Annotated in this window: 21 protein-coding genes; 3 read left to right on the top strand and 18 right to left on the bottom strand. The window is 53.9% G+C overall.

All coding sequences use genetic code 11. The features are described from left to right. The 5 genes from HB393_RS00345 to HB393_RS00325 form a co-directional block, all read right to left on the bottom strand. Positions 1-846, bottom strand: coding sequence for a TrbG/VirB9 family P-type conjugative transfer protein (locus HB393_RS00345; RefSeq protein WP_213803157.1), 846 nt, complete (start codon positions 844-846; stop codon positions 1-3). Between the two features lie 17 nt (positions 847-863). Further along, entirely contained in the window at positions 864-3,233 is a 2,370-nt protein-coding gene (locus HB393_RS00340) for a type VI secretion protein (protein WP_213803156.1), read from the bottom strand. Next, positions 3,214-3,477, bottom strand: a complete 264-nt coding sequence (locus HB393_RS00335; RefSeq protein ID WP_213803155.1) for a VirB3 family type IV secretion system protein — start codon at positions 3,475-3,477, stop codon at positions 3,214-3,216. Before HB393_RS00335 ends, HB393_RS00340 begins: the two co-directional genes overlap by 20 nt. A gap of 14 nt (positions 3,478-3,491) precedes the next feature. After that, complete coding sequence (locus HB393_RS00330; RefSeq protein WP_255550732.1) at positions 3,492-3,782, bottom strand: hypothetical protein; 291 nt, start codon at positions 3,780-3,782, stop codon at positions 3,492-3,494. Between the two features lie 247 nt (positions 3,783-4,029). Beyond that, complete coding sequence (locus HB393_RS00325) at positions 4,030-4,245, bottom strand: hypothetical protein (protein WP_213803153.1); 216 nt, start codon at positions 4,243-4,245, stop codon at positions 4,030-4,032. Between the two features lie 81 nt (positions 4,246-4,326). Between HB393_RS00325 and HB393_RS25585 the strand changes: the two genes are divergently transcribed. Then, positions 4,327-4,596, top strand: coding sequence for a helix-turn-helix transcriptional regulator (locus tag HB393_RS25585; protein WP_213803152.1), 270 nt, complete (start codon positions 4,327-4,329; stop codon positions 4,594-4,596). A gap of 33 nt (positions 4,597-4,629) precedes the next feature. Here HB393_RS25585 and HB393_RS00315 read toward each other — a convergent pair whose 3' ends face one another. The 3 genes from HB393_RS00315 to HB393_RS00305 form a co-directional block, all read right to left on the bottom strand. Continuing rightward, positions 4,630-5,202: a PIN domain-containing protein gene (locus HB393_RS00315; protein ID WP_213803151.1), complete on the bottom strand. Its 573-nt coding sequence runs from the start codon at positions 5,200-5,202 to the stop codon at positions 4,630-4,632. A 2-nt stretch (positions 5,203-5,204) separates the two neighbouring features. After that, positions 5,205-5,654, bottom strand: coding sequence for a helix-turn-helix domain-containing protein (locus HB393_RS00310; protein WP_213803150.1), 450 nt, complete (start codon positions 5,652-5,654; stop codon positions 5,205-5,207). Positions 5,655-6,655: 1,001 nt separating this feature from the next. Then, entirely contained in the window at positions 6,656-7,087 is a 432-nt protein-coding gene (locus HB393_RS00305) for an organic hydroperoxide resistance protein (protein ID WP_213803149.1), read from the bottom strand. Positions 7,088-7,911: 824 nt separating this feature from the next. Between HB393_RS00305 and HB393_RS00300 the strand changes: the two genes are divergently transcribed. Further along, the gene (locus HB393_RS00300; protein ID WP_213803148.1) at positions 7,912-8,556 is read left to right on the top strand and encodes a hypothetical protein; all 645 of its coding nucleotides are present in this window, start codon (positions 7,912-7,914) and stop codon (positions 8,554-8,556) included. 193 nt (positions 8,557-8,749) lie between these two features. Here HB393_RS00300 and HB393_RS25010 read toward each other — a convergent pair whose 3' ends face one another. From HB393_RS25010 to HB393_RS00265, 10 genes are all read right to left on the bottom strand, one after another. Next, the gene (locus HB393_RS25010; protein WP_345944949.1) at positions 8,750-8,947 is read right to left on the bottom strand and encodes a beta-1,3-glucanase family protein; all 198 of its coding nucleotides are present in this window, start codon (positions 8,945-8,947) and stop codon (positions 8,750-8,752) included. A gap of 55 nt (positions 8,948-9,002) precedes the next feature. Continuing rightward, positions 9,003-9,467: a beta-1,3-glucanase family protein gene (locus HB393_RS25005; RefSeq protein ID WP_345944997.1), complete on the bottom strand. Its 465-nt coding sequence runs from the start codon at positions 9,465-9,467 to the stop codon at positions 9,003-9,005. A gap of 27 nt (positions 9,468-9,494) precedes the next feature. Continuing rightward, positions 9,495-9,644 carry a hypothetical protein gene (locus HB393_RS25000; RefSeq protein WP_255550692.1) on the bottom strand — a complete coding sequence of 50 codons (150 nt, stop codon included), beginning with the start codon at positions 9,642-9,644 and terminating at the stop codon, positions 9,495-9,497. 66 nt (positions 9,645-9,710) lie between these two features. Further along, complete coding sequence (locus HB393_RS00290) at positions 9,711-10,241, bottom strand: nucleotide disphospho-sugar-binding domain-containing protein (RefSeq protein ID WP_345944996.1); 531 nt, start codon at positions 10,239-10,241, stop codon at positions 9,711-9,713. Further along, entirely contained in the window at positions 10,241-11,029 is a 789-nt protein-coding gene (locus tag HB393_RS00285) for a hypothetical protein (RefSeq protein ID WP_213803147.1), read from the bottom strand. The genes HB393_RS00290 and HB393_RS00285 overlap by 1 nt, the downstream gene beginning before the upstream one ends. A 160-nt stretch (positions 11,030-11,189) precedes the next feature. After that, a complete protein-coding gene (locus HB393_RS24995) occupies positions 11,190-11,324 on the bottom strand; it encodes a hypothetical protein (protein ID WP_255550691.1) in 135 nt (44 codons plus the stop codon). 900 nt (positions 11,325-12,224) lie between these two features. Then, the gene (locus HB393_RS00280; RefSeq protein WP_213803146.1) at positions 12,225-12,917 is read right to left on the bottom strand and encodes a nucleotide disphospho-sugar-binding domain-containing protein; all 693 of its coding nucleotides are present in this window, start codon (positions 12,915-12,917) and stop codon (positions 12,225-12,227) included. Between the two features lie 220 nt (positions 12,918-13,137). After that, entirely contained in the window at positions 13,138-15,435 is a 2,298-nt protein-coding gene (locus HB393_RS00275) for a S8 family peptidase (protein WP_213803145.1), read from the bottom strand. A gap of 58 nt (positions 15,436-15,493) precedes the next feature. Further along, entirely contained in the window at positions 15,494-16,510 is a 1,017-nt protein-coding gene (locus HB393_RS00270) for an AAA family ATPase (protein ID WP_213803144.1), read from the bottom strand. A 279-nt stretch (positions 16,511-16,789) separates the two neighbouring features. Continuing rightward, a complete protein-coding gene (locus tag HB393_RS00265; RefSeq protein WP_213803143.1) occupies positions 16,790-18,013 on the bottom strand; it encodes a nuclease-related domain-containing protein in 1,224 nt (407 codons plus the stop codon). Between the two features lie 850 nt (positions 18,014-18,863). On the opposite strand from HB393_RS00265, the gene HB393_RS00260 reads away from it, so the two are divergent. Next, complete coding sequence (locus tag HB393_RS00260) at positions 18,864-19,868, top strand: nucleoside hydrolase (protein WP_213803142.1); 1,005 nt, start codon at positions 18,864-18,866, stop codon at positions 19,866-19,868. Positions 19,869-20,124: the final 256 nt, after the last annotated feature.

The following is a 20,124-nucleotide window of genomic DNA, read 5'->3' as shown; positions in this document are numbered from 1 at the left end:
CTACCTCACTTCCGCTGCGCGGTGAAATTCGACCTTCTGTTTACCGATGGCCAGGTAGCCGTTGTCCAACTGCTTCGGAACGGTATAGAGACCATTCGCAAAATCAAAGTTGATGAGAGATGGTTTCTTGTCCTTCACTTCGTAGAGAGCAGGCGTCTCCTGAAATTGGCCGCGAAGATAAGTGAACTTGTCATCGCGCCAGATCGCCTGCAAGCCGAGCTCCTTGCCCTTCGACTTGTCCCATGTGTAGTCGAAGTGGAGCGAGCCGGGATACTGACTGCGATACGCCTCTTCCTGCGTCTTTTCAGCCTTCAGCGTTGCGGCCTGCGCCGCTTGCGCTACTGCCGCTTCCTGCTTCACTTTGTCCAGCTCGGCGGCCGGAACGAAGACGGGCATCTCAATCAGTCTGTCCTTTGCAGCTTTGTCGCCGGGAGCGATAAAGATTTTAGAGTCGAAGTGGGGATCATCCTCACCGGAGACTTCCCGCAACTGCAAGGTGTATTCGTTGCCGTGATCGGAGACGATGTGAACGTCCGTCGTACCACCCGCGACTTTCGGCTTGATGCTGATGAAGCGGCTGGCGACGTGGCCGCCATCGAACACCCAATCCACGGTGTCCCCAGCAAAGACGTTCGCAACTTTCTCCTGATCTGGAAGCAGAATGAGCGTCGATTGCAACAGGCCAGCGCGAACCACAGGCGGCGTGTCCGTTTCGGACACGGTGATGGTGCGCGGCGCGTTCGGCTGAAGGTGCTTTTGCTCGGGTGTCGTTGGGCCGGACGCAGAGGCAATGCTTGCGGTCAACGCAAGACCAACGGTAACGATGATGGGGATGGGCGGTTTCATTGCTCTGGTCCTTTCGGTTAGGCGGGCTCACCCTGGGCGAAACGCGTGATGCCCTCGGTGAGTCCATATTTGGCGATGAGTTTCGACCGGCGTACCCGATCCTTGGGTTTGGTGGAGAACGTCGCATAGCTGCGGCTGTCGAGATTGAGCGTGACGACTTTGGTAAGGCCGTCGCGACGCATGTAGAGACCTTCACGGTCCTGCAAGCTCTCGAAGAGAGCGAGCTGCTGTTCCGTCATTTTGAACAGTTCGGCGTACCGCTTCCGATTGAACGTCGCGTCTTTCAGGAACAGGAATGACGTGCAGGAGTTCACGATGCTGTCAGCGTTCGCGCCTAGGTCATCCGCCGATTGCCCAATCATGGTGACGCCGCCAAGATTTTTGCGCACGGTCTTGATGGAAGCGAGAGCCCCGTCTAACAACTGCTTGTTCTTCATGGAGGAAAAGATTTCTTCGATGAGGATGTGCTTGGGTACACCAAGATTGGCGGGGTTGTAGAGAACATCGTTGATACGCCGGAGGAGCCACACCATCAGCGGCTCGATGAGGTCGGCGTACTGCTCGTTGTTCACACCTTGGAAGTCGAAACATTGCAGGCGCGACAGCGAAAGGCTGTCTTCTACGTTGTCGAAGACAGCGTTATAAATGCCTTTGCCAACCCACTTCGACATGTAGCGGTCGAGCTTCTTTGGCAGGAAGAGATTGGATAGACGCCGGTTCTCCGGGTCGAGCAGGTACATATCCTGCACGGCCTTATGGATCACGTCGTCGTCTTCGGGCTCCAGTTCCGCGCCGCCATTGGTGAGCAGGAGCTTCACGAAGGAATACAGGAACTTGATATTGCTCTCAGTTGGCTCCAGAGCAAAGGGATTGACGCGCGGGCCGTCTTTTCCAACGCGGTCAACCCGCCCGCCGTATAATTCGACAACGCTCTCGTAGCTGCCGCCGATGTCGAAAATGTAGGTAAAACCGCCGTATTTCTGCTCAAGGGCGATGATCTGGTTCCCGTGAACCGACTTCCCGGTCCCGGTCGGACCGATGATAAGCATGACGCGTACGCCATCCACATACACATCCTGAAAGAACGGTGTCCGGGTACGGGTCTCGAAGATATTCAGGTACTCCGAATCGAGGTCTTCTGAGTGAGTGTGGCCGATGTGCGGCGCGAAGACAGAGGAGAGTCGCGCATGATGATCTTCCGCAAGCCACAGCGGGAAAACGTTGAACTTTTGATTACCGGGGAACATCGCGTAAAAGGCAGAGAGATTGCCAAGCGTCTCCTCCATCACCTGAGCGCGTGCATCGACGAAGATCCGATGCACGGCGGGAACGGTATCGCGTAGCTGCTCCGCGCTGCGTGCCGCCAGCAGCAAGCGGAGCGAGTATTCGCCCTGCGCTTTCTTATCCAACTCGCGGATGACCTGGCTCAAGTCATCAACATTGCTGTTGGCGGCCTTCGCTCCGGCTCCTGTTTCGAGTGAGGCCGTATCGCGCCCGCTCATCACGCGAGTCAGTACACCGACCTTGAAAAACGAGATGAACTTCTCCTGAGCGTCGATCTCGCTACGGGCCTCGGTGGTGGACTTCACGCGCCATGTCGAGCACAGGACACTATCGCAATCGAGTGTGAGCAGGCTGGAGAACTGGCACGGCCTCGATGCTTCGGGCGTCGTCTTCAGGGAGAACATCTGCACATGGCGCTTGCCGACTTTCAGGTAATCGCTGTGCCACGCAACCGGGTTCTTCACGATCTGCCGGTCTACGCCGGTATCGCTGCGGAGCTGGTCAGCACTGGCCCAATCTTCAAGGTTGAACAGATAGCTGAAGAACTGAAAGACATCATTCTTCGGGAGCAACCGCAATCCAAGAGTGCTGCCGAGATGGCTTTCAAGGATGGTCGCCGTCTTCTGAAGTTCGGCCAACATGCGCGACGTGTCGGCGGCGTTCTCCTGTGGCTGACGCTCAAACGCTTTCGCCTTGGACGGCTCCAGCGTGAGGCACCAATGAAGATCAATGCGGCGGAACGCTGCCGTCTTCTCAAGGAACGCTAGGCGGTCGTCTACGAAGACCTGCGTGGCGGGATTCGTATATTTGTTCTGACGGGGTAGTTCAAAACCTGACAGAACGCGGGCGTACTGGTACAGGCAGGAGCCTTCAGGCAGTCCACGCAATGCGCCTTCAATCGACCGCATTCGCGCATCGAGTTCCTGATCGGTCAGCCCTTCTTCGTCAATGCCGGTCAGTGAAAACAGGCATCCAGAGCCGCCGCCCTTGAGCGCAAAGACATTCGGGCCAACGAAGCGCGAAATCGGAACGATGCTGCACGCAGCTCCGGCCTTGGCGAACCACGGCGTATGTTTGTATTGCTCAGTGTTTGCGCGGGTCATAGTAGGACTTCTGGTTGAGGCTCAGGCCCCATAGCTGGAACATCTTTGGGTGTTTGCGAACGATGAGCCATGCGCTCACTGCAAGCGTGGGGAAGGCAATCATCGCCAGAAGACGAAACCCAACGAGGAAAACCGTTACGCAGACGAAGACAATCGCCATCCATGCTGTAAGATCGAGGCCAAGTTTGGCTCTCGGTCGATTCAGCGCTTGATTGATCGGTAACGGCTCTCCCCGCTTGGTCATAGCAGATGCACCTCCTACATCTGCTGCCCGGTTAAGCTGCCAATCCATCCGGCTCCCCAACCGAGAACCCCGGCACCGAAAAGAGCGCCGAAGAGTCCTGGGATCGCGTCCTGAAACCGTCCCGACATCATGCGGATTCCGGCGAAGATTAAGCCGCCGAAGCAAATCACAGCACCCGCATAAATACAGAAGGTTTTGAATGTTCCCATTAACGTTTGCGCCCCGGAGAAGTCCATCGTTCCCTGGGCATGAGCGACACCGCTTCCGACTCCCGCGAACAGGAGCGCAGTGAGCGTCGGTGCCATCACATGAAGGGCGTGGCGGAGGGTTTGCTTTGAGAGGGGGTCTCCCCGCCGTTTGGCGGGGAGATTGGACGACCGATTGAGAGGCTTTCCCAACCGGATTGCGCGGCGGATTCTGAGCATCTTTGCACCTCCGCTGACTCTTGTGTCAGCTAGGCGCAAAGCTAAGAGCGGCGCGTCGAAACGTCCAATGACATTTCGAGCATTCGTCATGCCTTACGGGCATGACGACGTCAGGTTGAGGCGGGCGCTACGGCTCGTAATCGCGGATGATCTTCGGCGTCCCAACGCCGCCCTCGAACAACGTTCCTTTGAACGTTGGCTGATAGGAGACAGAGCTGGAGAACGATGTTCCATCTGTGAACTCAATCAGCGTTTCACAGCCATCGGTGTCGTCCTCATATAGCTTGAGGGCTTTGATCGTCTTGCCCGCCACTTCAGGGCATTCCACATAATCTCTCGTCACTCTCGATCTCCTGAAAGGATTCGATGCAATCTAGCCTGTCCCCTATTAGGGGATTCGTCAAGGGTTTCCCACACTTGAAAGGTGAAGAAACAGAAAAAACCTGAGACCCGCGTGTCCCGCAAGGGCAGGACGGCGCAGCATCAGGCTTTGTATGACAGATTTATCGAAAAGCTGATTTTGGCCCGTGAGGAAGCAGGGCTGACGCAGCGGGACGTAGCCGCCCGCATGGGCAGGCCGCACTCCTTCCTCTCGAAATGCGAGACCGGTGAGCGCAGCGTCGAAGTGTTTGAACTGATCCAGCTCGCTCAAATCTATGACAAGCCTCCGCAGCACTTTCTAATTCCCGATTAGCCGATTGTCGCGGAAGTCCCGAAGAAAGCAAGTTCAATTCAAGCCGTGCATATATTCACGGAGGGCAGATGTCGTCTGTGTCAGCCCTTGGGCTTCCAACATAGCCAGGTATTCATCCACGTTTTTGGGTGGATTCTTCAGGCTACTCCGGTGGTTCTCTGCGGCTTCGATGACAAGACCGGGAGCAAGGTCGAACAGATTAAAAGTGAACTCGTCAGGATGTTGCGCCTCGATTCCGAACTCTCGCAGCGACTCACGCGGAAAATCTACCAGATTGAATGTAACGATGACGCTGGCTCCGCAGCGGATCGCTGCTGCCAGTACATGCCGGTCTTTTTCATCAGGAAGAACGAGGCCAGCGATGAGATGTTCATACCCCGTGACAAGCACATCGGGAGCGGCTGTATCCATAAGCCGCCGTGTGCGTTCCAATCTCTCACGCGTAAGCTCAGGGCGGCGTTTCAAAAGGCTGCTGATCCATTCCTCGTGAACGTCTGCGGACCATTTGGCACGAAACATTCCAGTCATGGCGAGGTGCATCAGGAAGTTGCGCAACTCCGCTGGGTAGAGCACATTCGCGTCGTAGAAAACAATGAATGCCGCCACAATCAGATCCCGATCTCCTGGTCATACGCTGCCAGTTCAGCGAGAGCCGCACGGCGCTCTGCATCAGACTGACGCTTGTAGGCCATCAAAGCGTCGAAGCGAACGCGGCGATGCGTCCCAACCTTCCGGTACTCCATCTTTCCCTCGTCCAGCAGTTGAATCAGGTAGGGGCGAGAGACATTCAGCATGTCCGCCGCTTCCTGTGTGGTCAACTCGGCATGAACTGGAATCAAGGTAACGGCATTGCCACGCGCCATCTCTTCCAGAATGCGAACCAGCATTTGGACGGCGGGTGCGGGGAGTTGCAAGGTTTCTTCTTTGGCTGCGTCCACGACGCGGAAGCGAAGAGGCGCTTTCGAGCGCAGGCGCGGAGCCAGTAGGCGGCTGGTTTCTCTTGCGAGCGTGGCGTCCGTTTCGGAGGGAAGCATCGGCATGAGTAGTGTCTGGGACATCGCGTTAACCTCTAAAAACCATTGTCCCACGCATTCGCATCAGTCGCAACCAATCGAAGCAAACGAAACAGAACTGGTGCTTACATGCGCCGAAATCCAACGACCTTTGGGTGGGAAATCCAAAGGTCGTCAATTTCCATTACGGATAAGGTACTTATAATCAGCAAGACGGGGTTTTCTGTTTGACACACGCGCTCCCAAAATCTCCTAATAGTCCCAATTCGTAAGAGCGATACAGCTCCCAGCTGGTTGATTTGAAAGAGCTTGCGTCATCTCTAGGGACTCCCAATGAACTCCCGTTCCCTCTGCTGTGACAGAAGTGCTTTTGGACTTAACTCATTGAAAACATGAGCACCACTGGCTACCAAAAGCACTGTAAGTTATTGAAAAAAATGTAGGCAAGTCTCCAGCACCCTCATCGACCTCTGCTTTTTGATTAGCAACTTCGGCCAAACTGACCGATTCTGCTAGGGCAGAGGTCTACCAGTGGAGACGATCGTCATCTCAGCGCTGCTGTTCCTTCATTTGACGATTGCTGTCGAGAAGCCGGCCTGTCATTCCCTGCAATGTTTAGCGCGTCACCTGCCAAAGCTGATCCTCTAAGTGTGCCTCCGTCTTAACGCTGTTGGGTGGCAACGTTTGGTTACAGACGGGTGACTGTGATCTCCCCGATGATATCGGCTTTGGTGATCGTCACGGGAGAAGGCGGCAACGGAGAGCGATTGAGGAGCTGTGCAGCAAGGTCCGTAAATTGACAGAGACAGGTGTACATCTTGCGCGATGGCGGTGCCGGTGCAAGAAAGTACCGACAGCAACACTATGTCTAGTACTGATCTCTTCACTGATAATTCCTTTCTGGTTCTTCAGGAGTGGTTGTTTAGATCGAGCGGACGTCGTGTCTGACGGCTCGAAGATGAATTGGCAGGGTCAACTTCAGATCGAGAGAGAAACGCTACCGAGTCCGTGTAGCTGGGGCGAGGATCCGGCTTATGCGGATTCGGTTATGCCACTGAGAGCCTTACTTCGATGTTATTTCTAGTGGCACGGGAATATGGGCATACCTCGTGTGCCTGATGCACCATGCGTTCCGCCTGCTCTCTGTCCATGCCTGGGATATGCACCACCATTTCCACCCCAATGCCGAAACCCTTGATGCCTCCGGCGAGTAGGCCGAAGTTCACTCTTGAATCGATTGATATCTCATTGGGCACTTGAATCTTTTGCGAATTCGCCACAACTTTGAGTGCACCGATAAAACATGCTGCATACCCAGCTGCAAAAAGCTGCTCCGGATTTGTCCCCTGACCACATCCGCCCATGACCTCAGGTGGATCGAGCTTGACTTCCAGCTTGCCATCGTCTGACTTCACTATTCCTTCTCGTCCACCTGTGGCGGTCACATGCGCTGTGTAGATTACCTTCTCCAATGACATCAAGCTCTCCTGTCCTTTTGTTCGGTCATACTCGGCCACATTGTTACTCTTATTGACTACTATTCCACCGCCGCATAAGCAATCCCCGTGAGCTATCCCGTGCGGTATAGATTACATCGGAGCTTTCAAATGCGGCCCCATCAAATCTCCGGACAAACCCTCCAAGATCGGTCGTGAAGATGTAGCCTCTCCTTAAAGCCAGAGCAAGTCCTATTCCCTAGTGGGGCCTCCGGATAGAACCTGACGGTCCGTGAGACCGGCCCCAGTCATACGGGCTCAATTTCAACGTGTTTCCCTCGGAAGATCATCACGACCATCTAACTCGCCTTCCGGAATATCGACTCCGGCTCGAAATATGCGACTCTGCCCACCGTTGAAGGCACTTTCTGGGTTTATTAGATATAACCGTTCACAATGCCGATATCGATGTCGACACAGTATCGTGTCTCATCCGTACGATCTTCGGCTCCAGAATCGGTCTGACCAGAACAGTGATCTCTCTACCATCCGTTCCGACAGATCTTCATCTTGAAAAAGCTAGTCGTATGTCGCAGTATGCGTAACCAACTTGAACCCAAATCTAGTCAAGGCTCTGTGCGCTGCCTATCATATGTTTCTATTAGGGAGCGGGCAATGCACCTAAGTCATGGGCATTGCCTCGGTATGACACCTAATAAGGAGGAGACGAAGCACCTATCGCTGAGATTCTGTGAACGGGGGGGCCGCAGACGGCTGTTGGGTGAAATCGGCCGGCGGCGCGCTACTGGAGTTGAATCGGTTGGTTCGAAGTTTCTTTTCTTCGAAGTGCGAAGTTCGGTGAACTATTGCCTGCCGAGGCCGAGACTGGCCGCACATTATCTGCTTCATACCTGTGCGGGATGGGGAAGATCAGTCCGCCGGGGATGGAGATGTCGTTTCTTGAGCGGCGAGCAGCGATGGTATCGTTCATTCGGCCGCATCCCGTGTCTGTTGCGAGTCTCGAGGATAAGGCAGGTGGAAATATCTTCATCATGAACTTGATGGGCGAGCTGGGAGAGGGACGATTCGGATTTGGTTTGAAAGATTCGAGGAAGCCTGCGCATATGGTCGAGCGAACGGGCAGGATCGCGCTCAGCAGTGTGCCGTTCAACCAGGGGAAGCTTGCGTTTCAGCTGGCAGCGAATCACTTCGAAGAGCGAATTGATTGGAACCAGCTTCCTTTTGCAATAAAAAGATCGGTTCACTTCCAGATTCCGATTCCTGCGTTTGCTCTGCGGGTGAGGGAGATGGAGGTGGAGACGATGAGAAAGATCGGCAGTCATACATTTTTTGTAGCGAAACTTGTTGGGGACGAAAGTATTGCAGAGGGCGAAGAGCTGCATGCCATCCATGGGTTCTATCAGGCGTGGAGGCTGCGAAAGGGACATACTACGTTGGGAGTGTCGCTGAGGGCAGACTCGGTAAACAAACAGGGACTGGCCCCTTTGTGACGGGAGTTGGCTGGTGGATCGCCACTGCTGGTGAATTACAGGATCGGTCTTGATATGTAGCTTTGATCGCTAAATGGAATGGTCCGTCTCCTCGCACCCATAGGCGGGACTACAAGATCGTTAGCTGGTCCGTAGTGCGAGACGAGGTTGCGGAGACTCGCAAACGGGATATCCGCTTGTTAGGCGTGTTGGATTACCAGCCAATGCCGAACGCTATGTGCTCGGGCACCGGGGTGGTAATAGTTGTGCTCTGGTTATTGTTATCGTCGTAGGAGAATCCGTACGCCAGACCTCCAATGGAGTGGCGGTGCCAGAAGGCGGAGTAGAGGTTCGCCGGGGCACTGCCATAGTACGGGGGTACGTTTATCCAATTGGCGGGGTTGTTCAGCACACCACGATTGGTAGCCGAGCAGATTTGCTTCTACAAATGCGACTGGATTGCATTCTCATCCGCCGGGGCCGGAGCGGGCGCGCCCCGCGCCATCGTTCCGGCAGGCCAGGATGTCCTGAGTTGATGGTTGATTGATGATGAAGGTCTCACCGGCATTTGCTTGCGACGGATTTACCTCGGTAAACGTGAGAACGGAGCCTGAAGAGGTGCCAACGAATTGGCGCCCATTCACGGTAATAGTGACCGGACTGGCCGCATACGACTTCCATACGTTTGCAATCAGGCCATCGAAGTAGTTTCCGTAAACAGCACCCGCCGCCATGTTCACTTTTGTGGGTGATGGGATACGCATATCCGACATCTGGGCAGGCTGGAATTGGACGGGTACCTGTTGGACGAACTCAGAATCGATCTGTGCAACCGACTCTGTGATGTCCATACGCTGATGGAACGTTCCGCTGTTACCCCAAACGTCTAGCGTCAGCGGTAGAGCAAACTCATCTACCTGGGTTGTGTTGATGAAGATGCCGCCCTGATAGTTGAACTCCTACCAGTCGAAGTGATCGTTCACGTTGGGGTCCGTGGCGTTCTGTGGATTCGGGTCTGCGTACCCGGCTACGTTGCCGTTACCATCCCCGTTTACCTGGACGCATAGCGGTATATATGCACGAACGGAGATGAAGGTTGGTATCTTCAACTGCGAACTCTGCGCAAGTGTGAAGGAGTAATTACTGGCAGCACTGTGGCTGATTCTTCCGTAGTGTTACACATTTGCGAGAGCCTGGCCTGTTTTTGCAAGCACAGTTTCTTCTACCAGGCGCGCTACGTTCTTACTTGCATCTATGCCAGCTAACTCGTCAGCCACGGCGCGAGAACGGCTGCGGTAGGTATCTGTCGACAAGATGGTCTCGACTGCCTCGAGGATCGAAGTAGTTGTGGGCCGGTCTGTCTGCAGGTTGATGCCGATGCCAGCGTTTGACATGTGCATGGCAACTTCAGCCTTATCTTCGCTCTTGCCAGCAACAACCATCGGCACGCCTAACGCGAATGCACGACACACTGTTCCGTACCCGCCATTTGTGACCAGAACGGCTGCGTGTTTCATCAGTTCGTCGAGCGGCAGGTATTGCAGTACGGCGGCATTTTCCGGTATCTCGCAGTGCACCGCGGACAGGTTACGACCGCCGGTCGTTGCGACGAGGATAAGATCTTCCTGTCCTGAGAGCGCTTCGAGTGACGGCTCCACGAGCTGAGTCAGGTCGATATTCGAAACTGTGCCCTGAGTTACGACGATCAGTTTTTGCCTGTACCGATCAGTTTCTCTATAGATTCAGGCAGCTTGCCATTGGTGAACGATGGCAGAGCACCTACGCGATGCACACTGTCCGGCAGGTCCCTGCGTGGAATCTCTACGCTCGGAGAACCGGGCTGTACGTAGAGATCCGGTAACGCTATTACGCTATCCCAAAAGGACAAAGGGAGCGGAGCGGCTCCGAGCTGGCGGAGGATGTCATCCATATAAGCACGTCCTGGGTTCCACACCTCAGCGTCTATAACGGCTGCGATTAGCTTGTACTGCTCGTCTTCCAGGGAGCCAGGTTGTACCGGTGGCAGACCTGGGCCGAACGGCGCAGAGTCATCACGGTGATACATAAACGAACCGATGCCAAGGTGAACGATCGCCGGACCATTTACCCCCTTCTTTAGAAGAAACGGCAATGTGCCGCCATAGAGAGAATCGACCACGATGGCATTCGCAGGAAAGGTCTGCAGGATGGAGAGTAGGCCAGCATAGCGAGCTGGCACTGGATCGCAGAATATCTTCTGTACATCGAAGAGAATTTGCTGTGGTCCGGGTGGCAGGGCTTTACGTTCGGGGAATGAGGCATCGATATCAGACATATCCTCGGCGGCGCCGGGAGGAGCAACAATAAACCGCAGGCCAGATTCTTCTGCTGCGGCACGAAACCCTTCGGTCGAGGTGAACACAACCTCATGTCCGGCCTGTACAAGGATTTTTCCAACGTTCAGTACAGGGTTTACATGCCCAATTAGCGGGGTGGAAGCAAGAAGAAATTTCATCAGTCCTCGATATCATGTGAAGTGTTGACGGATAGATCAGCTCTACAGCCGTACAGGCGCGGCCTATCCGTGAACGGGTACCCATTGGTTCTGGAGCACCGAACTCCTGCCTGCTGCACCGCTGACCCAAAACGGGTAATGCACTACCGGTCGCCATTAGTTACGCTTCGATGGCTTCCGGCTGGGCAATCTGCGTGAGCACGTTGGACTCGATAGCCTCGCAGGCGTGGATGAGTGGACGCTCCGCGAGGATGGCCTGTCGAAGGGCCTGCGCCGCGCTGGATTTGTGTACCATCGGTCGACCATAGAAGGTTGATCTTAGCTTCCCAGGTGTTTCGGGCCTATAACGCATTTCTATTAATCGGCAACAGAAGCATGAATGAGACGAGATCCGATATGACGATCCGGAGGTCGCGAAGAGCCTTGCATATTCGGCCAGCCGCTGAATCGTGAGCAGCAATAAAGTGAGTGGCTCCGTGTTTGTTCAAGAGAAGCCAGCAACCTCACAGGCTACCTATACTGTCGCTTTATAAAACAATTCGTGTAATGCCTCTGTTAAGTCTGGCAACGCATGACACAGCAGCTAGAGCCGCCTCTGCCACGCGAGTTTTCAGCAATAGACGCATGGCATACATCTTCCATAAGCAATTCAATGCTTCCCCAAGTGAGGCGTAGTAATAAAGGTGTTCTCCGAGGTATTCACCACCGAACCTGATCGGATACAGTTACATAACATCTGCTCCTACAAATAAACGAAATGCAGCGCATTCCATCTTGGCCAGAAAGTCTCGAATCCTACCCGCAGGACAATCTGTTCGACGGTTCACAGAATAACCTCAGCTACTGTTCCGATTTATCCATAAGACTAGCAGGACTTGGTATGTCGAAATCTTCGGTTCTGGAAACCGACTCGGATGGGTGACATAACGTTGCAAAGGTACGCATCAGTGACGTGTTGCAGCAATCTTTTCCTTCGCAGAGAGGGGCTTAGATGGAGCAGGATGCTGCTCTGCATTTGTTTGAAACTGCTGCAGGAGAGCTTTTACCTGTGGGTCAAGTTCATTAAACAATGGAAACTCTCTTTCTTCTGGGAACCACTTCAAAACATGTGCAGCCACACCAAGGAATCAGGATGGCGATTCATTTTGTGACTGCAGACGATTTGCTTTTGCCAACGCCTTCTACAAACAACACCTTAGCTATCCATAGAGAGAGGAGCGAGCAAGCTGATTTCCTCTAAACTTTTGAGCAGTTCTCTCTCCATGTCATGGCTCGCGAACTCCTGTGCGAGCTCCTTCGCCCGTTCTCGGTAGTGCGGACTATCGAGAACTTTCCTCGCCGCAGCACGCACCGCTTCCGGGGTCGCCTGGTTGGTTCGGAGATCGAGTCCGACGCCGGCCCACTGAACATGCGCGGATACATCTTCCTTATCTTCTGTCAATCCAGCGGAGATGATCGGAATACCATGCGCCAGCGCCATGTTGCCGGTACCGTAGCCGCCATTCGTAATCAGCAGATCGATCCTCGACATAATCTGGTCATAGGGAAGGAAGTTCGCAACACGCGCATTCTCTGGGATCTTCACCAAGATCGAATCGATCGCGCGTCCCCCTGTCGTAACCAGGACGATTAGATCGTCTTCCCTGGCAAGACCCTCCAACGATGGTCCTACGAGATGTCCGAAGTCTCTGTTTGCGACAGTCCCCTGGGTAACCAGCACGAGCCGCTTTGTCTCGTTTAGTTCATGCCACCAATCTGGAAGCCGAGCGTGACCTGGCGGTAGAGGTAGTGGCCCGATATATCGCACTGGCGAAATAGAGGGCGAGTCCTCCGGATACTCGAAGCCCTGAATTCCCGGATGCAGGTAGAGATCGGGCAGGATTGACATGCTCTCCAGAGAGGGACATGGCAATGGCCCACTGTCCACCTTCGCTAAAGCAGCATCGAAGGCCACTTGAGCAGGTCTCAGAAGAATGAGTTCTCGCTCTTTCCACTCGTCATGTTGCTTCTTCTGAGAGATTCCCTGTCGCGGTGGAACATTTTTTCCGCTGCCAACGGACCGAATACTAGGGCCGTTGTGCGAGGCTCTGACCAAACTTCGACTCCGGTTACGCGCGGAGACGTACATTCACGCGCTGATCGATCCGCTCGTAGAGCCGCACGTCGACGCTATGCGCAATCTCGACGACCACAGCAAAACGTTGTTTCGCGAACTCGTCCGGGTACCATTGCCTCTCACAGCGAACCACGAGGAAGTAAGTTTCGCCATACTCGTCCGAGGGATTCGCTGTCATCGTGAAGATGCCGCGTTGTAAGGTACCGCGTTCGCGAATGGTCGAGCCAATATCGAAATCGCAATCGTACTTACCACCCAGCTTCTCGGCTTTTCCTTCCGTCTTCTCTTCGCGTTTACGATAGTGTTCTCGCACCCATTCGAGAGACTTACCGCGAATGAGGCGAAACGACATCTCAACACCGAGATACGCTAACCGGCTATGTCGTGTCGGAGGATCGAAAGCAAGTGTTACGGCGATATGACGTTTGCCCTTTGTTTGAGCGTATTCGGACGGGATTGGCACCTCATACACGAAGAACCGATCCATTGGCATTTCGCCTTCTGTATAGAGTACGACGCGGTTCGCATCCGAGGTCGCCGCCATCTCAGCGTTCGCGATACCGTAGCCGCAAACGCTAAGAACCTTTTCCTCCGACTCGTCTTTTAAGCGTCGCAATGATGGTTCAGGGATTCTTGCGGAGTTTGCAAGGAAAGCCCTAACGAGATTTGCACTTGCTTCCGGGAACGCCCTTAACACAAGCGCCGCTTTGTGCGTAACGAGCGGAGCTGCGCAGGAGGTGCCGCGCGCCGTCGTGAAAAGATTCCGCAGATAATCATGGCTTGTGGTGAACACTTCGCTTTCAGGCACGCGGACGAGGTTATGCGCGAGGCCGTCATACAAGATGTTCCCACCGTCGTCGCAAAGATCAGGCTTGATCCCACGATTCACGCCAGGCCCGGCGCAAGTGAAAGGTGCGGGTTCCCCGACTTCGGCAATAGGACGAAGCCCCACATTGCCACCGGCAGACGCAGGAACAGCCGCAGCATGTGCCACGGCGCCGACCGTGAGCGCATTGGCCGCTGTAGCCGGTTCAAATATTCGATTGCTCCCATTCAGCAGATATACCGGATAGTCCGTATGGTGCTCCTCCGGATGCGCTGCTGGCTTGTGGAGATAATTACCCGCAGCAACGACGAACAATACATCAAGCTCGCGGGCCAATTCATCGAGCACGGCAGTCCATTGCCCTACCCTGCCTCCGACATACTGGCTCAGCCTGTCGCCGATGGACAGGTTGAAGATGCGGCAACCTCGCGCATGAAACAACCGCACGATCTCATTGATTTGCGTTGCTATGAGACGGCGATCATCGAGATTGCCTTGATCGTTGATCACCTTACCGCTCAAGATTCGAACGCTCGATTGAAAGGTACCTTCTTCGAGGCAGTTACGCACATCGCCGTAGGCGGCAATTCCGCTCACACGCGAACCGTGCCCGAAAACATCGTTTGGCGCCAACGTGTCGGGAGACGCGGCGCGGCCAACGACCACAGGTTCAAGAAGCGGATGTGCGCTATTAACGCCAGTATCAAGGATCGCGATAAGAGGCGCGTCCGCATCAGGCGGCTCGATTATCCCAAGGTCTGCTATTCCCGCATCGAGCAATGGCGCAACGTCGAGGTCTGGTTGAGGCGGTAAATCTACTAGTCGCACAAGGGGATCATTGAGCAGCCGCCGAACGACGTTACCCATCGCGCGCACCCGAAGCGCCGAGAAAGTTATACCGATATAGCGATCACTGACCTCGCCCCCTAACCCGGCGATTTCCCTTGTCATGCGATCCGCTTGCTGGCCTCTTTCGGCTTGCGTTCCGACATCCCACAATTCCACATCAAGGTTGAATTGGCGATCTTCTGAGAAACTCTCGGCACGTTCGAACCCCTCTTCGAGTAAAGCGCTACCGATCCTGTCCTCTGGCTTTAGTGGCCCAAACTCTTCGATAGAAGCAATTAAGAGATTGTAAGAGGGATTTTTTTGTCCTGCCTTCTTCTCTGCTGCGAAAGCCGCAAGGCGTTCCTGAAATTCTTTCAGCTCGGCGTCACTTGCGAAGAGCACGACCGAATCTGTGGCGTCATGGCCGAGGACCGCGAGACCCGCACGTTCCCACTCCTCCTCCGGAACGACACCGCTTGTGCGCACACGGACAATCAGCGCCGGGTCTGCGATATCGGCTCTCAGCTTTTTGTGGACAGCAAGCGCCTCATCTACAGCGAGACGTACGTGCTCCGTTTGCGCTGTCACATCTTTTTGGGGCGATGTGCCGAAGCCCAATTTCTTTCGGCGCTCCATCTCAACTTCGGCTCGAGGCAGGATTAGGTGGGGAAGCTCTGGCATGACCTAAAGTTCGCTAGGATTGGTGCTGCTGCGCGATATCCCTTCTCCGGGATTCGAGCGCGATACCTCTCAACAAGCGGCGCTTTGTGACGACACGTTGGCCGCTAAGAATTGCGCGACGAATAGCGTTGATGCACACGCGCTCGATATCGGCGTGCGAAAAATCTTCAAATGCGTCGGCCACTTCAATGGACTCGAAATCACGCTTGAAGTTCTTGAATTTCAAACTCACGAGACGGATGATCTGATTTCTATCGGGCTTTTCAAAGAAGACAACTTCATCAAAACGCCTCCAGATTGCCGGATCGAGCTGTCGCTCGTGATTTGTCGCCGCGATGATAAAGCCTTGACCATGAAACTTTTCAATGAGCGTCAAGAGACTGTTTACGACGCGACGCAACTCGCCGTTGAGTGTTTCGTCATCGCGCAGGCGAGCAATAGCGTCGAATTCATCAAGCAACAGAACAACTGGTTGAACAGTCGCGTAATCGAAGATCCTCCTCAAATTCGTAGCGGTCTCGCCGAGGAGAGAAGAAACGATCACGTCCATGCTGACAACCAGCAAAGGCAACCGAACCTCATGTGCAAACACTTCAGCGCAGAGCGTCTTGCCGCAGCCAGGAGGACCACAGAAAAGAAGCCGAGAGCGGGGACGCAAACCATGCGCGCCCAGAGTGTCGCGTTTCCGAAACTCATTCACCAGCGATAGAAGAAGGTGCTGATTGCTTCTCTTCAGAATCAGATCAGATGCGCGCCTTTCGGGGGTGATCGTCTCCACGAGCGGCAATTGCTTCTCGCGCTCGAATGGAACGACATTCAACTTCCGTAAGGTCTTATCGCCTTGTTGCGCTATATCTCGTGGCTGAGGGCTCTTCGTGTCTCCCAAATTCCTGCGGAGTGCGTTCGCAAGTACGCGATTGTTTTTCGATTCCTCATCCCGAATGATTTCGGTCGCGGTGTCGAGGAACCCTTGACCGTCCCCATGGGCGTAGCTATAAAACAGCTTTTTTAGCAGTTCGCCCCTAGGCATGAGATTCTCTCCTTTCGTACCAGTCCAAGGATAGCAACCAATGTCGCTGTCCAGTATGCACCAATTCAGGTGCAACTGTGCAGAATAAGCTTAAAACTGATTATAGCGAATAAAAGACGAAATAAAACTTAGCGCCAACAGCACCATAGTCATATCCCGCAAGGATTCGGATGTTTGGAACCATAGAGAGATCAGATAACAAACGCCGAGATTGCCGTGACTATTCGTGGTCACGGAAGCGCTGTCTACCGCATCTATTCGCAAAAGCCTTTCACCGCGTCAGGGAGTCACCGCAAACCCTCTTGAAAGCACGCTCTGCCCGCTGTTGCCGTTCTGCCATGCAATCTGAATCGCGTACATCCCCTGTGGTCCATGACGATTCACAGGATATTTGGCAATATGGCAGCCCCCTGCAAGCAGACCATGCTTGTAGTGAGAGAAACTCAACGGCACCGATATCCCAGCCGCATCACGAACCGCACCCGATAGTGGAGTTGAGTCCCTTGCAAGAAACTGTACATAGAGAACGGCTCCCCGCCGAAATGACCGTTTCTCGTGACACTTGCAAGACGAACTGACTACATCACAGGTATGCACCGCAATAACATCTGCGACCGGCGGATGAAGCGGGCTCAAACTGTCCCAATTCATCTCGCCGCCTGTCGCCCACCACAAAAAAGGCAGAAAAGAAAGCAGAAAGAGCAAGGCGACAACAGCCACCTCCGGCATCTGAATCCGGTTACGGCGAGGGTTAGCGCGAGCATGGAGAGCCGCAGAATACACAATAACCGGCAGCTGTTGCGGCGGATGAAAAGGTGGCGGTAATACATTCTTCGGCGTAGTCCCCGTCTGCGTCATATTCACCGACGCTTTGGGAAATAGAGCCTTCCGCAGAGTCTTCATCTGCTCATCGCTGAGAGGTTCAAAATTAAATTTGACACCAAGACATCTCTGAAGCGTAGCTTCGAATCTGTTCCGCGATCCCTCATCGGCCACGTCAAAAATAAGATCATCGCTGAAAAGGCAATACGTACTTCCAAGCGTCTGGATGAGTCCTTCTCTATTTTCGGCCTGCTGTCGCGTGAGCCTGGTAAAAGCCACACAGTGATTGACCGGAAACCGAAGCTTACCGAGATAATCACCCTCCCCTTGGCGGAGATCCTCAGATTCTTCGAGAAGATCTCTCAACCTCTCGTTGCTTGTTCTAGCTTGCTCTGCCGGGTTAAGTTCCTTTCTAAGGCCCCATTTACCATGAACAGTCCATCGCAAGGGATCAAAATCTTGGATGTAATCGTTTGACCAGTCCTTTACTTCAATGACAAGAAGACCTCGCTTTGGAAACCAGACTAGAAAGTCGGTTCGATTTGCTGCCGGTGTTGGTTCATACCACACGATATATCCCTCGTGCGGAACCAAAGCATCCCGCAGAAGTACAAAGATCTCTCGCTCGCCCTGTGACGCTTTTTTGCCTGCATCGATGAATGCAGGAACCATCTCGGCCATATGGAAACTGTCGCCCGTCTTATCGAAAATGGACAGCCTGTTACAGGCTATCTTATCGGCAGTTACAGAATTTACGTCAGAACTCGAAGCCTTCTGAAAATTGTCTTTGGAGTCGCCTGTTTGTCGCACCCCTTCTCGGATTGCATGACGTTGGAGGCGAGGTTCTATATCGGTCGCCCGTTACGCCGAAAAACATCGTCGCTATTGAGCCCGTAAGAATTTCCGCTCCCTAATCTAGAATCATGAGCAAGACAAATCTATGAGAAAAGTATCCTCGATCCTCGAGACGAACGGCCGTGGTGTTGGGTGCAGGAGCGAGCCGTGGGGTCAGCTATGCCAAACAAACAGAGATCGCGTCGCTCTCGACCGCGATTACTTTGACTTGCAATAACGATTCAAGCACTCGATGCGCGAGCGATCAGCAGCGTCGTAAAGTGGGCTCAAGATTTTCCGTTTGAATGCTGGCGTTTGATGGAGCAGAGTCTCTACACCCTGCAATCGAAATCTTATTTCTCAAAGAACTTGAACATTAAGGGAACATTCCCGAGTGATGCGGACATCGGCTTCTCGCCAGTTATCGGGCACGAGCCCGATGTTAACAAGGACAAGGAGTGTCTTCCATAGCAACTCTTGCGCTCTCGTCAGAGACATCAATGACCGACAGTGCAAATTTTCGGGTGTCGGCCTTCGCAGTAATTTTCCTTGACAAAGAATGAGTTATAGCTAAGAGTGATCTGCACTGATCTTCCTGAGCCGCCAACACAGGCGACATCGTTCTCATATAACACCTATCTCCTTGCAGATCCACTATCAGGCCATCAGCTAAGGGCTTGTCAGTTGAGGTATCGAAGTGAGCACAAAGGTAAACGAGAAAGTTGTCCATGCGCGGACCCCGGTCGTTCTCATTCACGATGCGGCGATCGATGAATTCATCTCGACGATGTTGCTTATCGCGATGCCTGAGATCGATCTATTGGGCATTGTTATTGTCAACGCGGACTGCCTAGAGGCACCTGCATTGCAGGCGGCATCGAAGCTGCAACAGTTCCTTCGCCGTCCGGAGATTCCGATTGCCCTGAGCCGCGCCCGAGGATGGAACGCTTTCCCCTGGGAGTATCGGGGCGACTGTGTCACCTTCGGAGAAATTCCCAGCCTTCAACCGTTCACTCCATATGTTGTAACACCTCCGCCGGATGGCGAGGTCTTGTTGGCAACGCTGCTGAAGCAGGCCATTGCAGGGAATAGTCCACTGACACTACTGATGACAGGTCCGATGACCCCGCTGACTGATGTGCTGCGCCTCGAACCGGAGTTGATCGAGGGCGTAGAAAAGATTGTGTGGATGGGCGGTGCGATCGATGTACCAGGCAATCTCGACCCCGCAACTCTCAATCCCGCGGTAGCCAACGCCCATGCCGAATGGAACGCCTTCTGGGACCCCTACTCGGTGGACGAAGTGCTACTAGGCTTTAGCGGTATTCATCTCTTTCCCCTCGATATCAGCAACTCCGCTCCGGTTAGCAAGGCCTTTCTCGACGCGCTGCAAAAGCAAGGAAAAACTTACAGTTATTCGCAGCTTGCGTTTGAGGCTTACAGTCTGGTCGTCAACGAACCCTTCTATCGGTTATGGGATGTGACTGCGGCCTGCTGGCTGACGCGGCCCGGTTTCTACACGCCATCTACGAAGATGCACCTCGCGATCGAGACTTGGGGCTTCAATCAGGGATGGATTCGACGGGTTCCGGACCGCGTCGAGACCAGCGTCAATTTGCAAAATGTCTTTCTCAGCTTCACGGATCAACCCGGCTTTTACCAATATGTCCTTGACTTACTCGCCACCTCCGGCACCCCGTGACCTTCACCGCTGCAATTGAGCGATCTCTCATCATTGAGCAAAGAGGAGCTACTTATGCAGAACTTGTTCCATACAGCAATCCGTAGAATAGTGTGGGTTTCTTTCATTTTCTCCATCTCTGCGCCCTCACAGGGCCAAGAGCCTTCTCCGCTGCCTAAAGGGCATGATGCAAGCTACTATGCATTTCGCAATGCCGCGACCAATCCGCCGAAAGTTCCCATCACGCCCGTCTTCAAGCTGAGCAAGGACTATCCCC

This window comes from Granulicella sp. dw_53 (genome assembly GCF_018449545.1).
GTDB lineage: Bacteria > Acidobacteriota > Terriglobia > Terriglobales > Acidobacteriaceae > Edaphobacter.
The sequence above is the reverse complement of the archived record's forward strand: the minus strand, read 5'-3'. Positions and strand labels throughout refer to the sequence as shown.